This is a genomic window from Pirellulales bacterium, from assembly GCA_019694435.1.
Classification (GTDB): Bacteria; Planctomycetota; Planctomycetia; order Pirellulales; family JAEUIK01; genus JAIBBZ01.
Map to the genome: position 1 here is coordinate 19,473 of JAIBBZ010000005.1, position 17,058 is coordinate 36,530.

Here is a 17,058-nt window from a genome sequence, read left to right on the forward strand (position 1 = left end):
CACCCCCGGGGGCAGGTCGTAGCGAGGCCAGGGCCCCCGGGCGATTCGTACGCATGAAAAAGGCCCGTTGTGGTGTTCGTCAGCGCCATGCCATGCTCCGTCCATGAGCAACTTGTGGAACAAAACCATCGGGCGCGTGCTTCGGCGCGCCGGCAAGTGTGTGGATAAGGCCGAATTGTTCGTTGAGAAACTCCAGGTGGCAACGACCGCCATCGTCAACGGGCCCGCCAATGAAGTCGGCCGGCAACAAGAGCAACGACTGCAATCGCTCGATGCGGAGATCTACGAGCGCTGTATCGAATGCACCATCTTGTTGAGCGGATTACAGGGAACGGAGTCGGTGATGCGGCCCGCGGAGGTCAAGCTATTCCGCCAATTGAAACGACGCTTCGACCGCTGCGAAGCGCTCTGGAAACGATTAGGAGAAACCCTGGGCGAGATCATCGTCGAAGGCCACTGGCCGCATTGATGCGGCGCGTCGCGCTCACCGCGGCGGGCTCGTACTCCTGAGCAAACCCCCCTATCCGCCACACGACGGGCACCACGCCATGCGGGCCAGTTGCACCTGGTAGGCGATGTACATTTCAGCCTGTTGCTGCGCCTCCTGGCGATCGACCGGCGAGCCTTCGCCGTGAAGCACGATGCTGAACTGATCCTGGCAGCGGCCGGGGGTGCGCACGACCTGGGCCGTGATGGTGCCGGCGGTGAACGTGTGGACGACGGTGGCGCTGGTCATCGGTGGGTCCTCGCAAAAGAAGGGGCGGGTTCTGCTCCACGCACCGGCGTGGTCTGGTGGAGCAGAAGCCGCCCCGCGAGGACCCGGGGTCGGCAATCGGCAACAGCCAAATTCGCTGGCCCCCTGCAATCGCCAGTGACGCCCAAGCGGCACGCGGTTGCTCAGGGCCATGCTGATGGGAGAAACGTCCGCGGCCGACCCGAGAGACCAGCGCCCCAGGCGACGTGGGCCACGAAGGTGCCCATAACCTGGGCATGAGACGCAAACAGAATCGTCATCGTCGGCGACCGCCGGACAGGTGCGGCAGGGCGCTACCCTATCGCCGTCGCGGACCCCTGCTGAGCAAAGGGGAGGCGGCCTTCTATCGCGTGCTTCGCCTGGCCATTGGCGGAAAGTACCACGTGGCCTTCAAGGTCCGGCTAGCCGATCTGATCACCTGCTCCGATCGGGACTGGCAGGCCGGCTTTGGGCACCTGATTGCCCGGCATCATATCGACTTCGTGGTCTGCGATTACCGGACAACCGAGGTCCTGGCGGCGATCGAACTGGATGATCGGTCCCACGAAAAAGCCAGTCGCCGACGACGGGATGCGTTTGTCGACGAGGCGCTGGCAGTCTCCGCCATCCCGCTGCTACGAATCCAGGCGGCCAGTTGGTACAATCCGACGGCACTTGCGAGCGCGATTGTGACTTGCTTGGAAGGCAACACGACGCATGCGAGCTTCGCGCAAACGCGCGCCCGCGCCTAACGGTGCCTTGGCGTGTTGGAACGGTGCATTTTGCGAAGGTGCGGCACGATGCGCCAGGAGATCCACCCAGGCAATTTGGTAGGGTCACTTGGCCGGGCAAACTCGGGAGGTATCAACTACAGTCGCCAACATGGTCTCGGAGGGCCTTCTGTAGTTGGCAATCTGGTGAACAGGGCTCGATGCAGTCAATTCTCGGCTTTGATTTGCCAGCAGCCGATTCGGGGCTGTTCTAGAATCTCCGATGAACGACGTTGACGGACTGCCTCTTGCAAGAGAAGATTCATTAGCAAGTCTATCAGAATCCGATAGAGACAATTAGAGGAATTCCGCGATGCTCTACCAACGTTCGCTGGAGATCGAGAGACGCCTTGAGGCCGTCCTGGCATTGGTCCGGGCAGGCGGGTACTCGACGCCGATGATCGCCGACGAATTGGGCGTCTCCGTACCGACGGTGTCACGGGCAATCTGCGCTCTAAAAGAACGGGGACACTCCATCCGGTCGGAGAAGCAGTCCGAGGGCTGGAGCTACGTGCTCGACGAGCCGGACACCGCGTTTAGCCAGCGCGAACTGGCGGAAGCCCGACAATGAAGCGCCACGAACGCGAAAGGGCTGACGCGCATGAATGCTGACATCATTAAGCGGATCGTGCGGGCGATCGCCGACGGGTCGCAGAGCGATCTGGAACGCCTGGCGCTAAAGGTGGTTGAGTCAGAGCGGAAGAGCGGGCACACGCGGCTCGCCGACCAACTGGAAACCATTTTGAGGCAGCCACGTGCGAAGAAGGGTGCTGTGCGATCAACGACGGACAGTGAACGAAGTCTCAAGGAACTTCCACTCAGCCGCCGGCATGGCGAATTGCTCGCCACCGTGATCCCGCGGGATGCGTTGGAGCACCACATGGTGCTGCCGCCAGACGTCGAAGAGAGATTCGCCCGGATTGAACGCGAATACGCCGCCCGCGAGCGGCTGGGAGCCTATGGCCTGCGAAACCGGAAAACGATTCTGCTCTACGGCCCGCCTGGGTGCGGCAAGTCGCTCGGAGCGAAACGCCTGGCGTGGAACACCGGGCTGCCGTTGATCAAGGTTCGCTTTGATGCGCTGCTCTCATCGTACTTCGGAGAGTCCGCGGCCAACCTGCGGTCGGTCTTCGAGGCGGCGGGGGAGCGGCCGTGCGTTCTGCTGCTGGACGAATGCGATTTCATCGCGCGTTCCCGGACGACTTCCAAAGACATCGGCGAGGCCTCACGGATCGTGAATTCACTACTGCAATTGATGGAGGAGTACGACGCCCCCGGTTTGCTAGTTGCCACGACAAACGTCGAAGCTTCTCTCGACACGGCACTGTTTCGGCGGTTCGACGACGTCTTCCAGGTACCGCCGCCAGGCCCCGACGAAATCGACAAGCTTTTGCGAATGACTTTGTCCTCGGTCACGGTGTCGGACCAGATCAACTGGTCTGCCATCGTCCATCAACTCGCTGGTGCCTCTGCGGCGATGGCCGTCAAAGCCGCGCAGGATGCTGCCAAGTTGGCGGTCCTCTACGGTGAAAAAATCGTGACGGAACCGCTACTGCTCAAAACCGTCAGCGAAATCAGACACGGCAATTGCGAGAGGTAATCCGATTGACCCATGCCCGCAACTCATCAGTTCGAATACCTCCCGCTCGTTCTTCGGGAGCATGGACCGGCTCGATTTCCGCAGGCGCCCCAGCCGGAAGACCCGACGACCGCCATCAACAAAGCTAATCGCACAATCCATGCCGGCGGGTTGCGCACCCACACGTCCAGCGTCACCGCCGACTGGCAGGCTCGCCAGCGGGCCCGTGTTCAAAACGGACTACCTCCCATCACAGGCATCCCGCTGCTGCTGAAGATCGACACGTCACTTGACCTGGACGACTTGCGCCGGCAGTTCGAGATCGAGATTGTCTCAGAACAGGAAGATGGTTTCGTCATCGTCGCGTCCGAGGACGTCGATCTGACGCTGTTTCAGCAGAAGCTGACCGACTTCATCGGCACGATCAGCGGGTCGGCGAACGTCGCGAAGATTCACGAACTCCGCGTGGACCTGACGCAGGAAGATCGCTTGAGGCTGGTGCTCACGGACGTCCTGTTCCAGGAATGGTCGTCGATTGCTGACGATAGCCAGTACATTTGCGACGTGAGCATCGCCTGTGTCGGCACGTGGGAGATTTCGAACAAGCCGAAGCGCAATCCGCGATGGAAAGACGAGACGTGGGCTCGCAAGGAGAACGAATGGTCAACCAGCCGCCTCAAAGCCTACGAGAAGTGGGACGCGCTGAAGGACCAGCGACTTCGGGAAGTCCGTGAAATCGTCAATTTCTACCAGGCCGCAATCCTGATGGACGTGAACGACGTCGACGCCAGCGCCCTGACGCTGCCGGACAGCTTCACGCTGCGTCTGCGGATTTCGGGCGCGGGCCTCAAAGACCTCGTCCTCAACTATGCCTACATCTTTGAGGTCGCGGAGCCGGACGACATCGAAACGCCGCAACAGATGGCCCGCGAACTCAAGGCTGCCCAGGCACGGCTCAATATCCTGCCGCCCGCTTCCACCGCCCCCGCCGTCTGCGTCGTCGACAGCGGCATTCAAGAAGAACACTTCCTGCTGGAACCCGGCATCGACAAGGAAACCTCGCATTGTTTCCTCCCCAACGTCTCAGATTCCGACGTCGGCGACCACGTCCCTCCCGGCGGGCACGGCACGCGCGTCGCCGGTGCTGTGTTGCACGGCGAAGGCGTTCCGAAATCGGGTGAAGTGCTGCTGGAATGCTGGGTGCAGAACGCACGTGTCCTCGACAATGGCTGCCGAATGCCCGAAGCCATGTTCCCGCCGGCGGTCCTGCGGGAAGTCGTCAGGCGCTACCACGAAGGGAAACGCCACACGCGGATTTTTAACCACTCCATCAACGCCGATGCGCCGTGCCGCATGCGGCACATGTCAGCGTGGGCGGCCGAGATTGATCTGCTTTGCAACGACTATGACGTTCTAATCATTCAAAGCTCCGGCAATCTGAAGTCGTCTCGGCCGGTTCCTCGACCCGGAATCGCCGAACATCTTGCCAGCGGAAGGCACTATCCGACCTATCTTGCCGAGAGCGCCTGCCGGGTGGCGAATCCTGCTCAGAGTCTCCAGGCCATCACGGTGGGCTCCGTCGCGTACGGCGCCTTTGAAGGCAACGGCTGGCGGAGTCTGGCTTCCGAAAACGGTCAGCCGTCCGCCTTTAGTCGAGCCGGGCTCGGCATCTGGGATTCGATCAAGCCGGAGGTCGTCGAGTATGGTGGCGACTCGCTAATCAGCGGTGGCAATCCGCCGACGGTGGACACGCCAACCGTCGGCCGCGACTGCTATCCCGAACTCGTGCGGTCGACCATACACGGCGGACCGGCGTTTGATCGCGACGAGGTCGGTACGTCCTATGCAGCGCCCAAAGTCACGAGGATTGCCACCCGCCTGCAGTCAATCCTGCCAGAAGAGTCCTGTCTGCTCTACCGGGCCTTGATCGTCCAATCGGCGCGCTGGCCGGAGTGGTCGAATGAGCTGAGCGCCGAAGAACAGACAAACCTGCTTCGGCGAATCGGATTCGGAATTCCCGACATCGAGCGAGCCACGACCAATACCAACTTTCGGACGACTTTCATCACGCACCAGGAGCAGACGCTTGGCCCCGGCGACTGTCACATCTACCAGGTGCCGATTCCGGCGATGCTCCGCGCGCCTGCGGAGGACTACGACGTCCGCATCGATGTCACGCTCTCGTACGCCGCCGCACCGCGCCGGACCCGTCGCACCCCGCAGGGGTATCTTGCAACGTGGCTCGACTGGATCAGCAACGGCCGCGGAGAGCCTTTCTCCGACTTTCGTGATCGCGCCGTCAAACGGGACGTTGATCCGCCGAAAAGTCCCGGTGCCATCGGCTGGACCATCGAATCCCGTAGCAACTGGGGAACGATTCGCGACATTCGACGCAACGTCGGCACCGTTCAAAAGGACTGGGCGAGCGTCAAATCGAACGCCCTTCCAGAGGACTTTTGCATCGCGGTGCGCGGCCATCAGGGCTGGAGCCGTGATCCCGATGCCGTGGCCCGTTACGCGCTGGTGGTCACGTTCGACATCGTGGGACAGGAAATCCCCATCTATGAACCGCTGCGGACGGCGGTGATAGAGCTGCAAGCCGAGATCGAAGCCGAGATCGAGGTGCAGGTCGACGAGTAGGACCGTGCCGACGCCGGTTCCCGGCTTTCTAGCCCAACTTCGCGGCGTGAATCACACGTGCGTCGCGATACCGTCAGCCTTTCGACGCAGAATGTGCTGAATTATTACGCGTCCCGGTCACATCGACCGATGCAAACGCTGGTCGCGTTTGCAATGCCCGTTTGAGTAACCCCACCCCCCTGCGCTATGCTCGCCCGTGCAGGACACGGATAGGTCCTGCGGTCGTCAGGGACGCTTGAGAAAAGCTGAGCTTGACGTCTGCCAGACAGCGGGGCGCGCCCGGTAAACCTGGTGCCCACCAGGCTAAGGGTCCGCGAAGCCACCAACTTCGCATGATTGCGCCCACGCCCGTAGAGCCGGATTGCATGGAGATCGTGCTTGTCCGGTTCGAGGGAGGCTGTGCTGAGTAATCCCATCGGTTCCATGCTCCCCTTGTAAGGGAGAAGGGACCCACGGATGGAGTAATCCAGCACTTCTATCCCATGGCGATTGGCGTTCGCAGATCCACGCCGGCCCGACGCTGCGGGGGGCGCACGACGCCCTGCAATGCCGAGCCGCTGGCGCTTCGCGAGCCCAATCGAGCTTGGTTCTTCGCCGCTGCCCGTGAGAACAGACGTTTCTCCACGTGACGCGGGAAGCTCGCTGGGACCCCGGCCTCGCGACGGCCTGCCCCGGGACCCCTCGGCCGTTGGCCAGCGGAGCCCGCCGCTTCGGCCCCCAGCGACCTTCCCCGCGCAGCGCGGCGCAGAACCAAAAAATCTGGGCGACACGGAACAACCTCGACCGCTGATGCGAATCGAGGCCGTTTCAGTTCAAAGCGGGTGCAAATCCCGTCCAGGGGGATGACGGGCCATGCTCGACATGGTTCCTTCAACCTGGCTGGCGTAGGGAGTTTTCTGATCGGCGACGATCAGGAACCGGGGACTGACCATCCTCGGCGATCTGGCTAAACACCAGACGGCGAAAAGCTCAACTATGAAAGGCCCATCAGAAGGGCTTGCCAGTGAGCCGTGCAGGAGACGGGTTGCCGAACCGGGAACAGCGATCGTTCAGGGATAACCGGACGCTTCTAGATTCGATCCGGAGAAAGGGCCGTGCCGATGGGCACGGCTGCGACTGTGGCGGGAGGGGACTCCCGTACATGGAACGATTCGCCTGAGTTTCGACTCTGACCGACGTGACCTGCATTGCGAAGACTGAAGCTAACGTGGGAACCACTATGGCCGCCGGCTGGTAACCGGTGCCTCAACGAAGAACCCCGTGGACCGGCGCGGAAGGGGATGCGTTCCCCGACTTTGCCGCTGCATGTTGGTTCGCTTGTCAATGAGGTGCTTCAAACGCCGTAGTGGGGGAGTGGGCTGCAAGTAGGAGAGGCCGGGAGGCCGCGAGTCGCGCTGCAAGGCAGTGGCCGACTCGTTCGCGTCCGGGGAGTGGGCTCCCCGGATGAGGGCGACGACGAAAGCAGCGACGGGTATTGCTCGTCTGGCATGACGTGCCAGGGGTGGTGGTGTGCGCGGCGCATGAAGGCCGGCCGGTTGTGAGCATGAGGCTCACGGCTGGACCGGCTTGCGCACAGGCAGCCATTCATCCTTGGTCCTGGAAGAGGGAGTTCGCTCCACAAGTGGACCGATCGGGAGGTCGGACTACTTATGGCAGCGAAATGACGACGCACCCGACGGGTGTACTTGGACACCGGGAGGGTTCGTCGTGAGGTTAGAGGAGCGGACCGCCTATGAATTAGGCGGCAGCTTGCTAGGAATCTAGTAGCTGCCGCCCGTGGCGGTCCGCTTACAGGCCGATTGGCTTGCGATCGATGGTGAAACCAGAGCTAAATCCGCGGAGGTTTTTTGCGGGGTTTCCAGAGGCGTTTTTGCGAGGATGGGACGTAGCTGGGCGGCGAGCACGAGGCTCGCGGCCGTCGATTGTTGAAGATGTTGATTTTGAAGGTGAGCTTGGGGGACTTGGCTCGTTCCAGGAAACAAGTCCCCACACCTTGGTTCGTCGCGACGCGTTAGGAGCGGAGACGAATCCGGATGCGGCCGCGGGTCAGCGTGATGATGACAGGACCGGTCAGGGCATCGGCATGCCGATCGAGCAACTCAGCGAGCGCTTGGGTCTGGTCGTCAATCGTCAGTTCGACCAGCCGGACGATCGGCCCGTGGGGCAGGTGACGGACGAAAACCAGTTCGCCAAAATCCTTGTCTTCGGTGATGAGAATCCGCCCCTCGGCCAGGGCCAGGTCCAGAAGCCGTTGATCGCTGGCCTGGGGATCGATGGATCGGGCCGACACGACATCGTGGGCGCGCCCGATTAAGAAGGCTTCAAGGGAGCGGGACGAAACGCACACGTCGAGCAGGAACTTCACGACGCATTGGCCCTCACGATCCGCTCATGCACCTGCTCACCGGCCAGGGCGCGGTGGGCATAGGCCAGGCAGGCCTGGATGTCGGCGGGTTCCAGAAATGGGTACTCCTGCAACAGCTTCTCGGGCGTCTCGCCGGCGGCCAGCATCCCCAGCACATGCTCGACGGCCATCCGCATCCCGCGGATAATCGGCTTGCCCCCAAAGATGGCCGGATCGACCGTGATTCGCGTGAGGGCTTCGTCTTCGGTCATGGCAGGGGTCTCCGGTGAAACGCTCTTAGGCCGAGGGTCGGGTTGCTGCATGGTGTCATTCTGACACAGCCTGCCACATGGCGTCCAGAATTCGCTGCGCCGGGGCTGTTGTTGATGCAGGACACCGAATGGCCATTCGGAAGTTCGATCCCCTTGCGGCCGCCAGCCGCAAGGTGCGCCAGGCAACTCAACCCACCGGCTGGCCCATAACAGACAATGTGCGACAGGGGTGGATGGTCGAGGCCACGAGCGTGGAAGGTTTCGTCCAGCAGGTGGTGCAGTACATCACGCACGGTTATCGATATTTTGTCACCGGCTCGATCCCGGCCGGTAAGGATCCGCGCGCCGTCGACGCCAAGCTCTTGGAGCGCTACGCAATCCAAGCGACCAAGTGGACTCGGGCTCGACGCAAGCAACAAGGGCAGGCGAACCTCCGCTACCTGCGCCACGGCCGGTTCTTTGTGATCCTGGCCACGCCGGGCAGGCACCCGTTCTTTGAACAGGAGCGGGCCGTCATCAAGGACGTGCGCGAGGTGCCGATCAAGCATGCCGGGTACTCGATCAGCTATCGACCCGGCGGGCGCCGCAAAGACGGCAGCCCTGACCTGAAGTATCGGGCCCACGTACGAATTGAGACCCGGCGGTACAGGGAACTGAAGGACTATTTCACGGGCCTGGCCACCCATCGCACGGCCGAAAAACTTGCGGCCGAGTTCTGGTCGGTGCCGTTTGAACCCTATGCGCCGATTCGGCGTCAACTGCTCAACATCCTGCGAGCCGTGAACACGGCCCGACAGGCAGCCGGTTTTGAAAAGCTGCGTTACTCGGTGCTGCGCTACAAGCGGCGGATTGTGAAGCCGTTTGCCGAATGGCCGCTCGACAAGGCGGCGTAGGCGACGCCTGCCCGAGAAAGCCCGACGACGGTGTGGCGAATCTGAAGAGGCATGCACCGCTAACCGATCACGATCCGCTCGATCTCATCGAGGGTCAGTTCGTCGCTGGTGCGATCGTAGAGCTTGGTTGTGCGGGGCGATTCATGAGCCGCGATGGCTTGGGCACCCTCAATGGTCCCGCCGTTTCCCAAATAAACCGTGATGCCCGTGGCGCGAAACGAGTGACAGCAGATGGATGCCGGTAGTCCGATCGCCCGGCAGCGGCGCTTGATCATCCGCAGGGCGTCACCACGTGACATGGGTCGGAGCGTGAGCCGACCATGGCGATCGATGGTGCGGAAGAGGGGAGACCGCTTGTCGGCGCCGATGCCTGCGGCTTGCAGGTAGGCGTCGAGATAGGCCTCGGCCGAGTGATGAGCCGGCACTTCATGCCGCTTGCCGCCTTTTTCGTGGAGCCGAAACCACCACCGCTTGCCCTCGCTGTAATAGTCTTCCACCCGCATCGACACGGCGGCTGAAACGCGGGCGAAGCTGTAAACCATCACGCCGATCAAGGCCCGGTCGCGCAGGCCAACAATCGTGCCCAAGTCAATCGACTCGAACAACTGCCGGGCCTGGTCGGCGGTGAGCACGGGCGTTTTGCCGCGCTTGACGACGTGTTTGGGACCGCGGACCGAGCTGGCCGGATTGGCCGACACGATCTGGCCGACCACCAGCCAATCAAACAGCATGCGAATCGCCGCCAAATGCTGTTTGACGGTCGGCGGCTCATAGGCCGTCGCCAGATCCTCGATGTAGCCGGCGACGACGATCGGCTGCACCTGGTCGAGCGATTGGACGCCGCGGGCATCGGCCCAGTCTAAAAAGCCGGCCACCGCTCGGGCATACGCGTCCCGCGTGTTGGCATTGCGAATCTGAGCGGCAAAGAATTCGACGAACCGCCGCATGGCGGCCGGTCCGGCCGTAGCGATCAACCGTGGCAGCGGCAGGGCTGCATTCCCAGGGATCGTCGACAGTTCGGGTTGATCCGTCACTTGAGAACGATGTCTCGGTTGCCGCCGTCCCGCAAGCCCCCAAAGCCGCATAACGTCCTTTATGAGGCGGCCGGATCCGTCCTTGCGAACCGCGCGGATTGCGCGCTCTTGCGATGCGAACCTAAGCCGAGAAAATGGTCGTCTGGATTGCGTCCGGTGTGAGCCAGCAAGGAACTCGTCATGCCCCGCGCATCGAAACCCGAAGCCAATAAATCGGCGCTCGTCTTTCATTTCAAGCTCACGCTGTTGGAAGTGCAGCCGCTCATCTGGCGGCGGGTCCAGGTGCCCGACGGCACGCTGGACAAGCTGCACGAGCACATTCAAACCGCGATGGGCTGGACCAACTCGCACCTGCATCAATTCGAGATCGCTGGCCGGCGCTACGGCGATCCCGAATTGCTGGATAATGGCTGGGAGGAAGATGACTTCGTCGATTCGACCAAGCTGCGTCTGAGCCGGCTACTGGACAAGAAGCGAAAATCCTTTCGCTTCTACTACGAATACGACTTCGGTGACGGCTGGCGGCACGAGATCGTCTACGAAGGCGCCTTGCCTGCCGAATCGAACGTGAAGTATCCGCGCTGTGTCGATGGGGCCCGGGCTTGTCCTCCGGAAGATGTCGGCGGCCCCTGGGGCTACGCGGACTGTCTGGAAGCGCTGCGCAATCCCAAGCACCAAGAACATAGAGAGATGCGGGAGTGGATTGGCGGCCGCTTCGATCCCGAGAAGTTCGCGGCTGCGACCGCCACCAAGGCCATGCAACGCGGCCTACCCGACTGGCGCAAGCTGCGCTGAGCGAGGCCAGGAGGATGGCTCGGCGCCGTACCATGAACCGCAGTCGGCAGCACGGCCATCCATAAGTCTAGCGCCGCTTGGGTCCGGACAGTCGCGCCTCATATTCCGCGACAAACTCGGCCAAGCTCATGCCTAGGGCCCGGCAAAAGACGCGCAACTGAACCACATCCAAGCGGCGTTCGCCCCGCTCGCACTTACTGACAAACGACTGCTGCTCCCCAAGTCGTTTGGCAAGTTGGGCTTGAGTCAGGCCGGCTTGTTCGCGGCGTTGCCGCAGCGACTCCAACAAGACGGTGTATTCACGGGTAAACGTCGTTTTTCGCATGGTGGCCCTTGTCAGCCGGGGCCGCCGATCGTAGATTCCAAAAACGGATAGTCGAAAAGCGGATATAAGGTTATTCGGGACCCGGCTCGATCGGTTGGCGCAAATGACGATGAACGCATGCTCCGCCCGATCCTTGCCGCCCTGCCGCCGGCTGGCCGCAAGGCGCCTTGGACACATTCAACGGCAGAAACTTTGGCATCCTGATCGCCTACGTCCTCCCGGGCTTCGTCGCCCTCTGGGGCTTGGGCCAATTCTCACCGACAATCGCGGCGTGGATCGCCGCCACTCAGCCATCCTCCCCGTCGGTGGGCGGCTTTCTGTTTGTCCTGCTGGCGTCGCTCGCCGTGGGCATGACGGTCAGCGCCGTGCGGTGGTTGGTGGTGGACACGCTGCTGCATCGGACGGGACTGTCGGCCCCCGAGTGGGATTTTTCGAGATTCCAAGCCAACCTGCCGGCCTTCGAGGCGCTGGTCGAGAACCACTATCGCTATTACCAGTTTTACGCCAATGGCTTTATCGCCCTGGCCTTGACGGCGACGGCCTGGGCCGCTGCACCGGCAGGCGCCGCGGAGCGAACCGCTTGGATTTGGGTGGGGGTTCTGATGCTGGAGGGCGTGTTGCTCGCCAGTGCCCGGGACACCCTGCAAAAGTATTACCGGAAGACGAGTCGTCTTCTGGGCACCTTGGAAAGCTCGGAAAGGAGCGACTGCGATGACCAACGGACACCACGATTCTCCCCTGATCCGCAAGCCGACCACCAAGCCGGCGCCCAAGAAATCCCCAGCCACCAAGCAAGTGGCGAAGAAGAATGAGCCGCGCCGCTAGCCGGCTGTGCCGCGACGCAACTGCTCGGGATGAGAAGGAGGCCCGGTGGTGCACCAGCGGGCCTTCTGGAGGGGATGGGGATGCCGACTTCGTGTCGCGTCCCCTCCCCTCAACCTATGCCTTGTCTTCCGATGTGGCCGCACCTTGCTGCTCGAAGATCCAAGTGTGGGCCAAATCGGCCACCTTGGACACCAACGGCAGGTCGTCGCGCGAGAAGCTCTCGGTCGACTTCCAGGTGTTGCCATCCTTGTAGATCCGAGCCAGCGTCACGTTGTGCCGGACGCCGTTCTCGGTCTCGTTCGCCCACACGGCCGCCTTAATGCGACCCAAGCGAACTTCGTGGACAGGCTTCGTTTTCGTCGTACTCATCGAACTTTCCTCCAACGTCACAGAACTACGCAACCAAAGCCAAAAGCCGCGCGGCTTTCTGATCGGCCTCGTTGCGATCCCCGGCATGCTTCAGTTCCTGGGTCAAGCGCGTGAGCGCATCGACCACAGCGAACACGGTGAAGCGCCCGTGTTCTTCGGCGAGCTTGAGCGCACGCTTGGCCAGCTCCCGGGTAATCCCCTGCTTGCCCAGCACTTGCTCGACCTCTTCGGCGTCGTCGCCGAGCGAAGTCTGCATCGCCTTCCGCACGACCTGGACGAACCCGTCCCGGCGTGCGTCCCGCTTGGCCACCAACTCGGCAAGGATGCGGCGGATATCTCCGAGCGCCTCCCCGACCCGCGAGGTGTGCTTGCGGGTGAACTCAACAACCTCCGTGGCGTCCCAAACGATGTGGTTTTGGCACACCGCCTGAAACCAGAAGGTCGAAATGCCGACCGTGCGTCGTCCGACCTCGCTGTTCCAGACGAAGAACCCCGGCGCAAACGCCTGGCCTTCGATCTCGGTCCAACCGGTCGGGTCGATCAGGAAGCAGAACATGTCCTGCTCCCCGGCATACAGGCCCGTGGCGCCGTTGAAGCCAACCTGTGGGGGTTGGAAGTCCACGGCGAATTCCCGGACTATCGACAGCACGTCGGCGTTGTACAGCCGCGTGTAGCTGGTCGTGTGGATCGACCGCAGTTGGTCACCGGCGGTGAACAACTGAAACGGTTTGCCCTCACGAGGCAGCATCTCGCCGAACACGCGGCAGGCCGTGTCGGCCGAGAGCCGATTGACCGTGTCCTTGCCGACACCGGCCAGCCGGCACAACTGGGTAAAGCTCCAGTCGTTCATCTCCAGGACGCCTGAGCTACTCCCTGGACCGTCGCTGCCGTCCTGGTTTCCCGTGGCCAAGAGCAGCCGCTGGGTCAAACCGGGACGCGTCGACAGCCGCACGGGCGGCACCCAATGTTCCTGGGACGCAGCGCGCTGCGCGAGACAATGCTCGTGCAACGCCGTCAAGGACGAGAACGTCTCGTCCGGCGAACGTTGGAAGAGTTCGCGATGAGCTTGGGTCAGGTTCTGCATGACCGAACTCCTGGGACTAAGAAAACAAACAACACGAAACCGACCAGGGCGCCGTGGCTACGGCGATCTAGTCGGTCTCGGCTGCTGCGCTCTTGCTCCAGCGAATCGTCTACGAGCCTGATAACCTTGCATGCACCACCGATCTCCCGCAGGGAAGCGCACTCCCCTCCCCTGCGCGAGTCGTTGATTCAGAATCGGCGCGATGCGCCGCCACCTTGATGAGAGATATGCGGTCCTCAGGGTTCCGCGTCGCCTATCGCCCCCGAGCCGCGTCCCTTGGGTGGGAATCATCCTGATGAAGAATGCCCGCTCCTTTCCGGCGGGCATTGGGTTGTTGGAAAACCTTCGATTCAAGCGGACTCGGTCGGATCGGGCTCGAATTGGACTTCGTCGTCCCAATAGTCGAACCCCGTGTCGCAATCGAGGCAGCCGGCGATGTTGTACAGGTCGGTACGATCCGGCCCGACCGCATCATCCGGGATCTCGACCTTGGCCCCACACTGCGGACACTGAACGAAGTACACGGCAATCCTCCTGGGCAGTAAATGCTGCCAAAGAACCAGAAAAAACCCCTGCGAGGATCGAGAGACGTTGCGCCGCCTTGCGTACAGCAACGCACGCTGGCCCACGCGACCCTCAGCCGACCGGCGCCAATACGCCAGCCGGGTAAAAGCCGCTCCTTGACCCCTTCCGCTGCAAACAGCAAGCGCGAAGGTCAACAGGTTGCGAGGGTTATGGCCGGAGTCGTTGGGCGTGTTGCATAAGGCCCAACGGGCGGCCAGGGTGCGAATCCCCTCCTCCCCGAAGCTCGCTGGGCGGCGAGCGACGGGCCGCGAGGCAGGAAGCCGAAGCAGCACCGGGGCAGGCCGTCGTGAGCCCCGGGCCCCAGCGAGATTTGGCGTTCACGGAACAAGATGAATTGGGAGCGGCATTTCCAAGAAATGTGCCAGGGCCGACAGGCAATTGGTTGTCGCCAACTCAAGCGGTATGCGGCACTTTCTTATTGACGGATCGTTGCTGCCAAGGGCTCTCAACGCCGCAAGCTTGGATTATGCGGAGTTGCCAGAGCACTTAGTAATCACTTGCCGCCGACCCACTTACGTGTTGAGCGGTCGTCCACCGGAAACACTAATTCTTATGGATTGACAGTGCACTAGCCTTTGCTATTTGGCTTCAACTTTTGAAGGCGGACGGTCGAACGTAGAGAGCGGAGTTGTGTTGAATTCAAAAGTGCCTTTCTGCGACAAATCCAGCCCGAGAAATGCCGCCCTTTTGCTCGGGTGCGCTGAATTGAACTTCTCGGATTGACCCCGGCCGGTGTTTCCGAAATGATGAATGGGACACTAATTCCAATTTCCGGGTCTCCGATGCACCGGTTCGTTTCCGTGATCACGGCCGTTCTGCTTTCATGCCACATGCTAGTGGGATGCAGCTGGCACCACGCGCATGGCGGCTGTGAGCATACGAACCGATCCATGAAGGCCGTAAAGGATTTGGGACTGGTCGCTCGGTGCTGTTCCGGGCATAGCCACGAGCACGGGCCGCCAGGGGGCGAGGACGGCTTGCCTACGCCGGCGGCTCCATCCTGCGATGATCAAGAATGCAAGTTCACTCGCATGGCACCGCAGCGAGGAGTGGACGCGGGGGAGAATTGGGCGTTTTGCGCGATGCTCATCGATGCGTTGACGCCCGCACATCTTGAGGTGGTCCGGGCTCATCAAACCGCAGACTGGCAGGGTGAGGCCGGGCCTATAGCGCGGGTGCGCCTGCACCTTCTCTTCAGCACTCTGCTGATCTGATTTCTTCTCGGTAGCTGCGCGCTAGTAGCGCAGTTATACCGCTTGCACCCTGTGGATTGGGAGCCGTCGCGGCGCCCATTTCACGTGTTGCGATTCGTGGGTGCGATCCAGGCACCCGTCGCGCTGGCCTTTGCTGGGAGAAGATCATGTCCACCGTTGCGCCATCAACAACCTCTGCTGCGCGTCTAAGCAAGAAGTCCCGGTTGCCGCTTGCGTTGGCCATCGTCGTCGTGCTTTTGACGGGCGCTGCAGGCGCGTGGCTCGGGAGCGCTGGCTACATTCGCTTGCCTGGAGCGAATGTCCCAACGGACAAAGAGGCAACGGCACATGCCGGCGAGCACGATCATGCCGCCCATGGTGGTCACGACCACCAACATGGCCATCCGGGCCACGATGAAGCCACATCGATTGAGTTGTCCGCCGAGGCACAGCGGAATATCGGCTTGGAAGTCGCGCCCGTCGACTTCCAAGAGTTTGAGCGCACCGTATCGCTGCCCGCGATCATCGTCGAGCGTCCTGGGCAATCGCAAATCGACGTCGCGGCGCCTCTGACCGGCGTGGTGACTCGAATCTACCCGATTCTGGGCCAAGCTGTCCGGCCAGGCGATCCGTTATTCGAGTTGCGGTTGACGCACGAAGAGCTTGTTCAAGCGCAGGGCGATTTCTTGCGGGCTCTCCAAGAGCTCGATGTCGTCAATCGGGAAATTGCACGGCTGGACAAAATCGTGGCGGGCGGGGCGGTTGCCGGCAAAGTCGTGCTCGAAAGACAGTATGAGAAAGAGAAGCTGGAAGCGATTCTTTTGGCCCAGGAGCAGGCACTCGTCCTGCACGGCCTCTCCAAGGAACAAGTCGAATCTATCCGCCGCGATCGCCAGTTGCTCGGCACCTTGACGGTCGTTGCCCCTGCATCCGCCCACACGAGCCCAGGAGGAGCGTCGGACGCCTGCCTGCTACAGTTACAAGACCTGCGCGTCGAACTTGGCCAACACGTCACCGCAGGCGATCCTCTCTGCGAATTGGCGGACCATTGCGAATTGTTCATCGAAGGGAAGGCGTTTGAACAGGATGCCAAGCTCCTCAACGAGGCGACTCGGAAGGGCTGGGAAGTGCGAGCTGCGTTAGAAACCGGTGAAGGACAGACAGAGACGATCCCTGGCCTCAAGATTCTGCTGGTGGGTAATCGTGTTGACCCAGAATCGCGTACCTTCACCGTCCAGGCCGAGGTGAACAACGAGCTTGTTCGCAACGAACAAATGCCCGACGGCCGGCGGGTGATCGGCTGGAAGCTCAAGCCCGGTCAGCGAGTACAGTTGGAAGTCCCGGTCGAAACCTGGAAAGAACGAATTGTGCTGCCGGTCGAAGCCGTGGTGCAGGAGGGACCGGAATCGTACGTCTTTGTGCAGAACGGCGATCACTTCGATCGTCGTCCCGTCCACGTCGAGTACCGCGACGGCCGCGGCGTTGTGCTGTCCGACAGCAATGACAAGATCTGGCCGGGCGACAAAGTCGCCATCTCTGGCGCTGCTCAGCTGCAGTTAGGTCTCAAGAGCAAAGCAGGCGGCGGCATCGATCCCCACGCTGGGCATAACCACTAAG

17 protein-coding genes are annotated in these 17,058 nt (G+C 61.8%); 9 read left to right on the forward strand and 8 right to left on the reverse strand.

From position 1 onward, the window contains the following. Positions 1-103: 103 nt before the first annotated feature. On the forward strand, positions 104-469 hold the full coding sequence (locus tag K1X74_06255; GenBank protein MBX7165934.1) for a hypothetical protein: 366 nt from the start codon (positions 104-106) through the stop codon (positions 467-469). A 51-nt stretch (positions 470-520) separates the two neighbouring features. On the opposite strand, the gene K1X74_06260 is transcribed toward K1X74_06255, so the two are convergent. Next, complete coding sequence (locus K1X74_06260) at positions 521-736, reverse strand: hypothetical protein (GenBank protein MBX7165935.1); 216 nt, start codon at positions 734-736, stop codon at positions 521-523. Positions 737-1,104: 368 nt separating this feature from the next. On the opposite strand from K1X74_06260, the gene K1X74_06265 reads away from it, so the two are divergent. The 4 genes from K1X74_06265 to K1X74_06280 all read left to right on the forward strand — a co-directional run bounded on the left by K1X74_06265 (position 1,105) and on the right by K1X74_06280 (position 5,722). Next, a complete protein-coding gene (locus tag K1X74_06265) occupies positions 1,105-1,485 on the forward strand; it encodes a DUF2726 domain-containing protein (protein MBX7165936.1) in 381 nt (126 codons plus the stop codon). A 331-nt stretch (positions 1,486-1,816) separates the two neighbouring features. Then, on the forward strand, positions 1,817-2,074 hold the full coding sequence (locus K1X74_06270; protein ID MBX7165937.1) for a helix-turn-helix domain-containing protein: 258 nt from the start codon (positions 1,817-1,819) through the stop codon (positions 2,072-2,074). A 30-nt stretch (positions 2,075-2,104) separates the two neighbouring features. Next, positions 2,105-3,103 (forward strand): ATP-binding protein, encoded by a 999-nt coding sequence (locus tag K1X74_06275; GenBank protein MBX7165938.1) that lies wholly within the window; start codon positions 2,105-2,107, stop codon positions 3,101-3,103. 12 nt (positions 3,104-3,115) lie between these two features. Then, positions 3,116-5,722 carry a S8 family peptidase gene (locus K1X74_06280; protein MBX7165939.1) on the forward strand — a complete coding sequence of 869 codons (2,607 nt, stop codon included), beginning with the start codon at positions 3,116-3,118 and terminating at the stop codon, positions 5,720-5,722. Positions 5,723-7,733: 2,011 nt separating this feature from the next. Here K1X74_06280 and K1X74_06285 read toward each other — a convergent pair. Then, positions 7,734-8,087 carry a DUF5615 family PIN-like protein gene (locus tag K1X74_06285; GenBank protein MBX7165940.1) on the reverse strand — a complete coding sequence of 118 codons (354 nt, stop codon included), beginning with the start codon at positions 8,085-8,087 and terminating at the stop codon, positions 7,734-7,736. Continuing rightward, complete coding sequence (locus K1X74_06290) at positions 8,084-8,338, reverse strand: DUF433 domain-containing protein (protein MBX7165941.1); 255 nt, start codon at positions 8,336-8,338, stop codon at positions 8,084-8,086. Before K1X74_06290 ends, K1X74_06285 begins: the two co-directional genes overlap by 4 nt. A 128-nt stretch (positions 8,339-8,466) precedes the next feature. Here K1X74_06290 and K1X74_06295 point away from each other — a divergent pair, with 128 nt between their 5' ends. After that, the gene (locus tag K1X74_06295; protein ID MBX7165942.1) at positions 8,467-9,231 is read left to right on the forward strand and encodes a hypothetical protein; all 765 of its coding nucleotides are present in this window, start codon (positions 8,467-8,469) and stop codon (positions 9,229-9,231) included. A 59-nt stretch (positions 9,232-9,290) separates the two neighbouring features. Here K1X74_06295 and K1X74_06300 read toward each other — a convergent pair whose 3' ends face one another. Beyond that, positions 9,291-10,265 (reverse strand): site-specific integrase, encoded by a 975-nt coding sequence (locus K1X74_06300; GenBank protein ID MBX7165943.1) that lies wholly within the window; start codon positions 10,263-10,265, stop codon positions 9,291-9,293. Positions 10,266-10,445: 180 nt separating this feature from the next. Here K1X74_06300 and K1X74_06305 point away from each other — a divergent pair, with 180 nt between their 5' ends. Next, a complete protein-coding gene (locus K1X74_06305) occupies positions 10,446-11,060 on the forward strand; it encodes a plasmid pRiA4b ORF-3 family protein (protein MBX7165944.1) in 615 nt (204 codons plus the stop codon). 67 nt (positions 11,061-11,127) lie between these two features. Here the strand turns inward: K1X74_06305 and K1X74_06310 are convergent, their stop codons facing one another. After that, a complete protein-coding gene (locus K1X74_06310) occupies positions 11,128-11,385 on the reverse strand; it encodes a helix-turn-helix domain-containing protein (protein ID MBX7165945.1) in 258 nt (85 codons plus the stop codon). 167 nt (positions 11,386-11,552) lie between these two features. On the opposite strand from K1X74_06310, the gene K1X74_06315 reads away from it, so the two are divergent. Next, on the forward strand, positions 11,553-12,197 hold the full coding sequence (locus K1X74_06315; GenBank protein ID MBX7165946.1) for a hypothetical protein: 645 nt from the start codon (positions 11,553-11,555) through the stop codon (positions 12,195-12,197). Between the two features lie 127 nt (positions 12,198-12,324). Here K1X74_06315 and K1X74_06320 read toward each other — a convergent pair whose 3' ends face one another. From K1X74_06320 to K1X74_06330, 3 genes are all read right to left on the reverse strand, one after another. After that, positions 12,325-12,579 (reverse strand): hypothetical protein, encoded by a 255-nt coding sequence (locus K1X74_06320; protein ID MBX7165947.1) that lies wholly within the window; start codon positions 12,577-12,579, stop codon positions 12,325-12,327. Positions 12,580-12,604: 25 nt separating this feature from the next. Beyond that, on the reverse strand, positions 12,605-13,663 hold the full coding sequence (locus K1X74_06325) for a DUF932 domain-containing protein (protein ID MBX7165948.1): 1,059 nt from the start codon (positions 13,661-13,663) through the stop codon (positions 12,605-12,607). Positions 13,664-14,013: 350 nt separating this feature from the next. Further along, complete coding sequence (locus K1X74_06330) at positions 14,014-14,187, reverse strand: hypothetical protein (GenBank protein MBX7165949.1); 174 nt, start codon at positions 14,185-14,187, stop codon at positions 14,014-14,016. A 1,421-nt stretch (positions 14,188-15,608) separates the two neighbouring features. On the opposite strand from K1X74_06330, the gene K1X74_06335 reads away from it, so the two are divergent. Then, complete coding sequence (locus K1X74_06335; GenBank protein ID MBX7165950.1) at positions 15,609-17,057, forward strand: efflux RND transporter periplasmic adaptor subunit; 1,449 nt, start codon at positions 15,609-15,611, stop codon at positions 17,055-17,057. Position 17,058 lies beyond the last annotated feature (1 nt).

What these genes read in the sequence shown, in the direction of transcription:
- K1X74_06275 (MBX7165938.1), top strand. Translation starts at nt 2,105, where the DNA reads ATGAATGCTGACATCATTAAGCGGATCGTGCGGGCGATCGCCGACGGG.
- K1X74_06280 (MBX7165939.1), top strand. Translation starts at nt 3,116, where the DNA reads ATGCCCGCAACTCATCAGTTCGAATACCTCCCGCTCGTTCTTCGGGAG.
- K1X74_06320 (MBX7165947.1), bottom strand. Translation starts at nt 12,579, where the DNA reads ATGAGTACGACGAAAACGAAGCCTGTCCACGAAGTTCGCTTGGGTCGC.
- K1X74_06325 (MBX7165948.1), bottom strand. Translation starts at nt 13,663, where the DNA reads ATGCAGAACCTGACCCAAGCTCATCGCGAACTCTTCCAACGTTCGCCG.
- K1X74_06305 (MBX7165944.1), top strand. Translation starts at nt 10,446, where the DNA reads ATGCCCCGCGCATCGAAACCCGAAGCCAATAAATCGGCGCTCGTCTTT.
- K1X74_06310 (MBX7165945.1), bottom strand. Translation starts at nt 11,385, where the DNA reads ATGCGAAAAACGACGTTTACCCGTGAATACACCGTCTTGTTGGAGTCG.
- K1X74_06290 (MBX7165941.1), bottom strand. Translation starts at nt 8,338, where the DNA reads ATGACCGAAGACGAAGCCCTCACGCGAATCACGGTCGATCCGGCCATC.
- K1X74_06335 (MBX7165950.1), top strand. Translation starts at nt 15,609, where the DNA reads ATGTCCACCGTTGCGCCATCAACAACCTCTGCTGCGCGTCTAAGCAAG.
- K1X74_06295 (MBX7165942.1), top strand. Translation starts at nt 8,467, where the DNA reads ATGGCCATTCGGAAGTTCGATCCCCTTGCGGCCGCCAGCCGCAAGGTG.
- K1X74_06270 (MBX7165937.1), top strand. Translation starts at nt 1,817, where the DNA reads ATGCTCTACCAACGTTCGCTGGAGATCGAGAGACGCCTTGAGGCCGTC.
- K1X74_06255 (MBX7165934.1), top strand. Translation starts at nt 104, where the DNA reads ATGAGCAACTTGTGGAACAAAACCATCGGGCGCGTGCTTCGGCGCGCC.
- K1X74_06260 (MBX7165935.1), bottom strand. Translation starts at nt 736, where the DNA reads ATGACCAGCGCCACCGTCGTCCACACGTTCACCGCCGGCACCATCACG.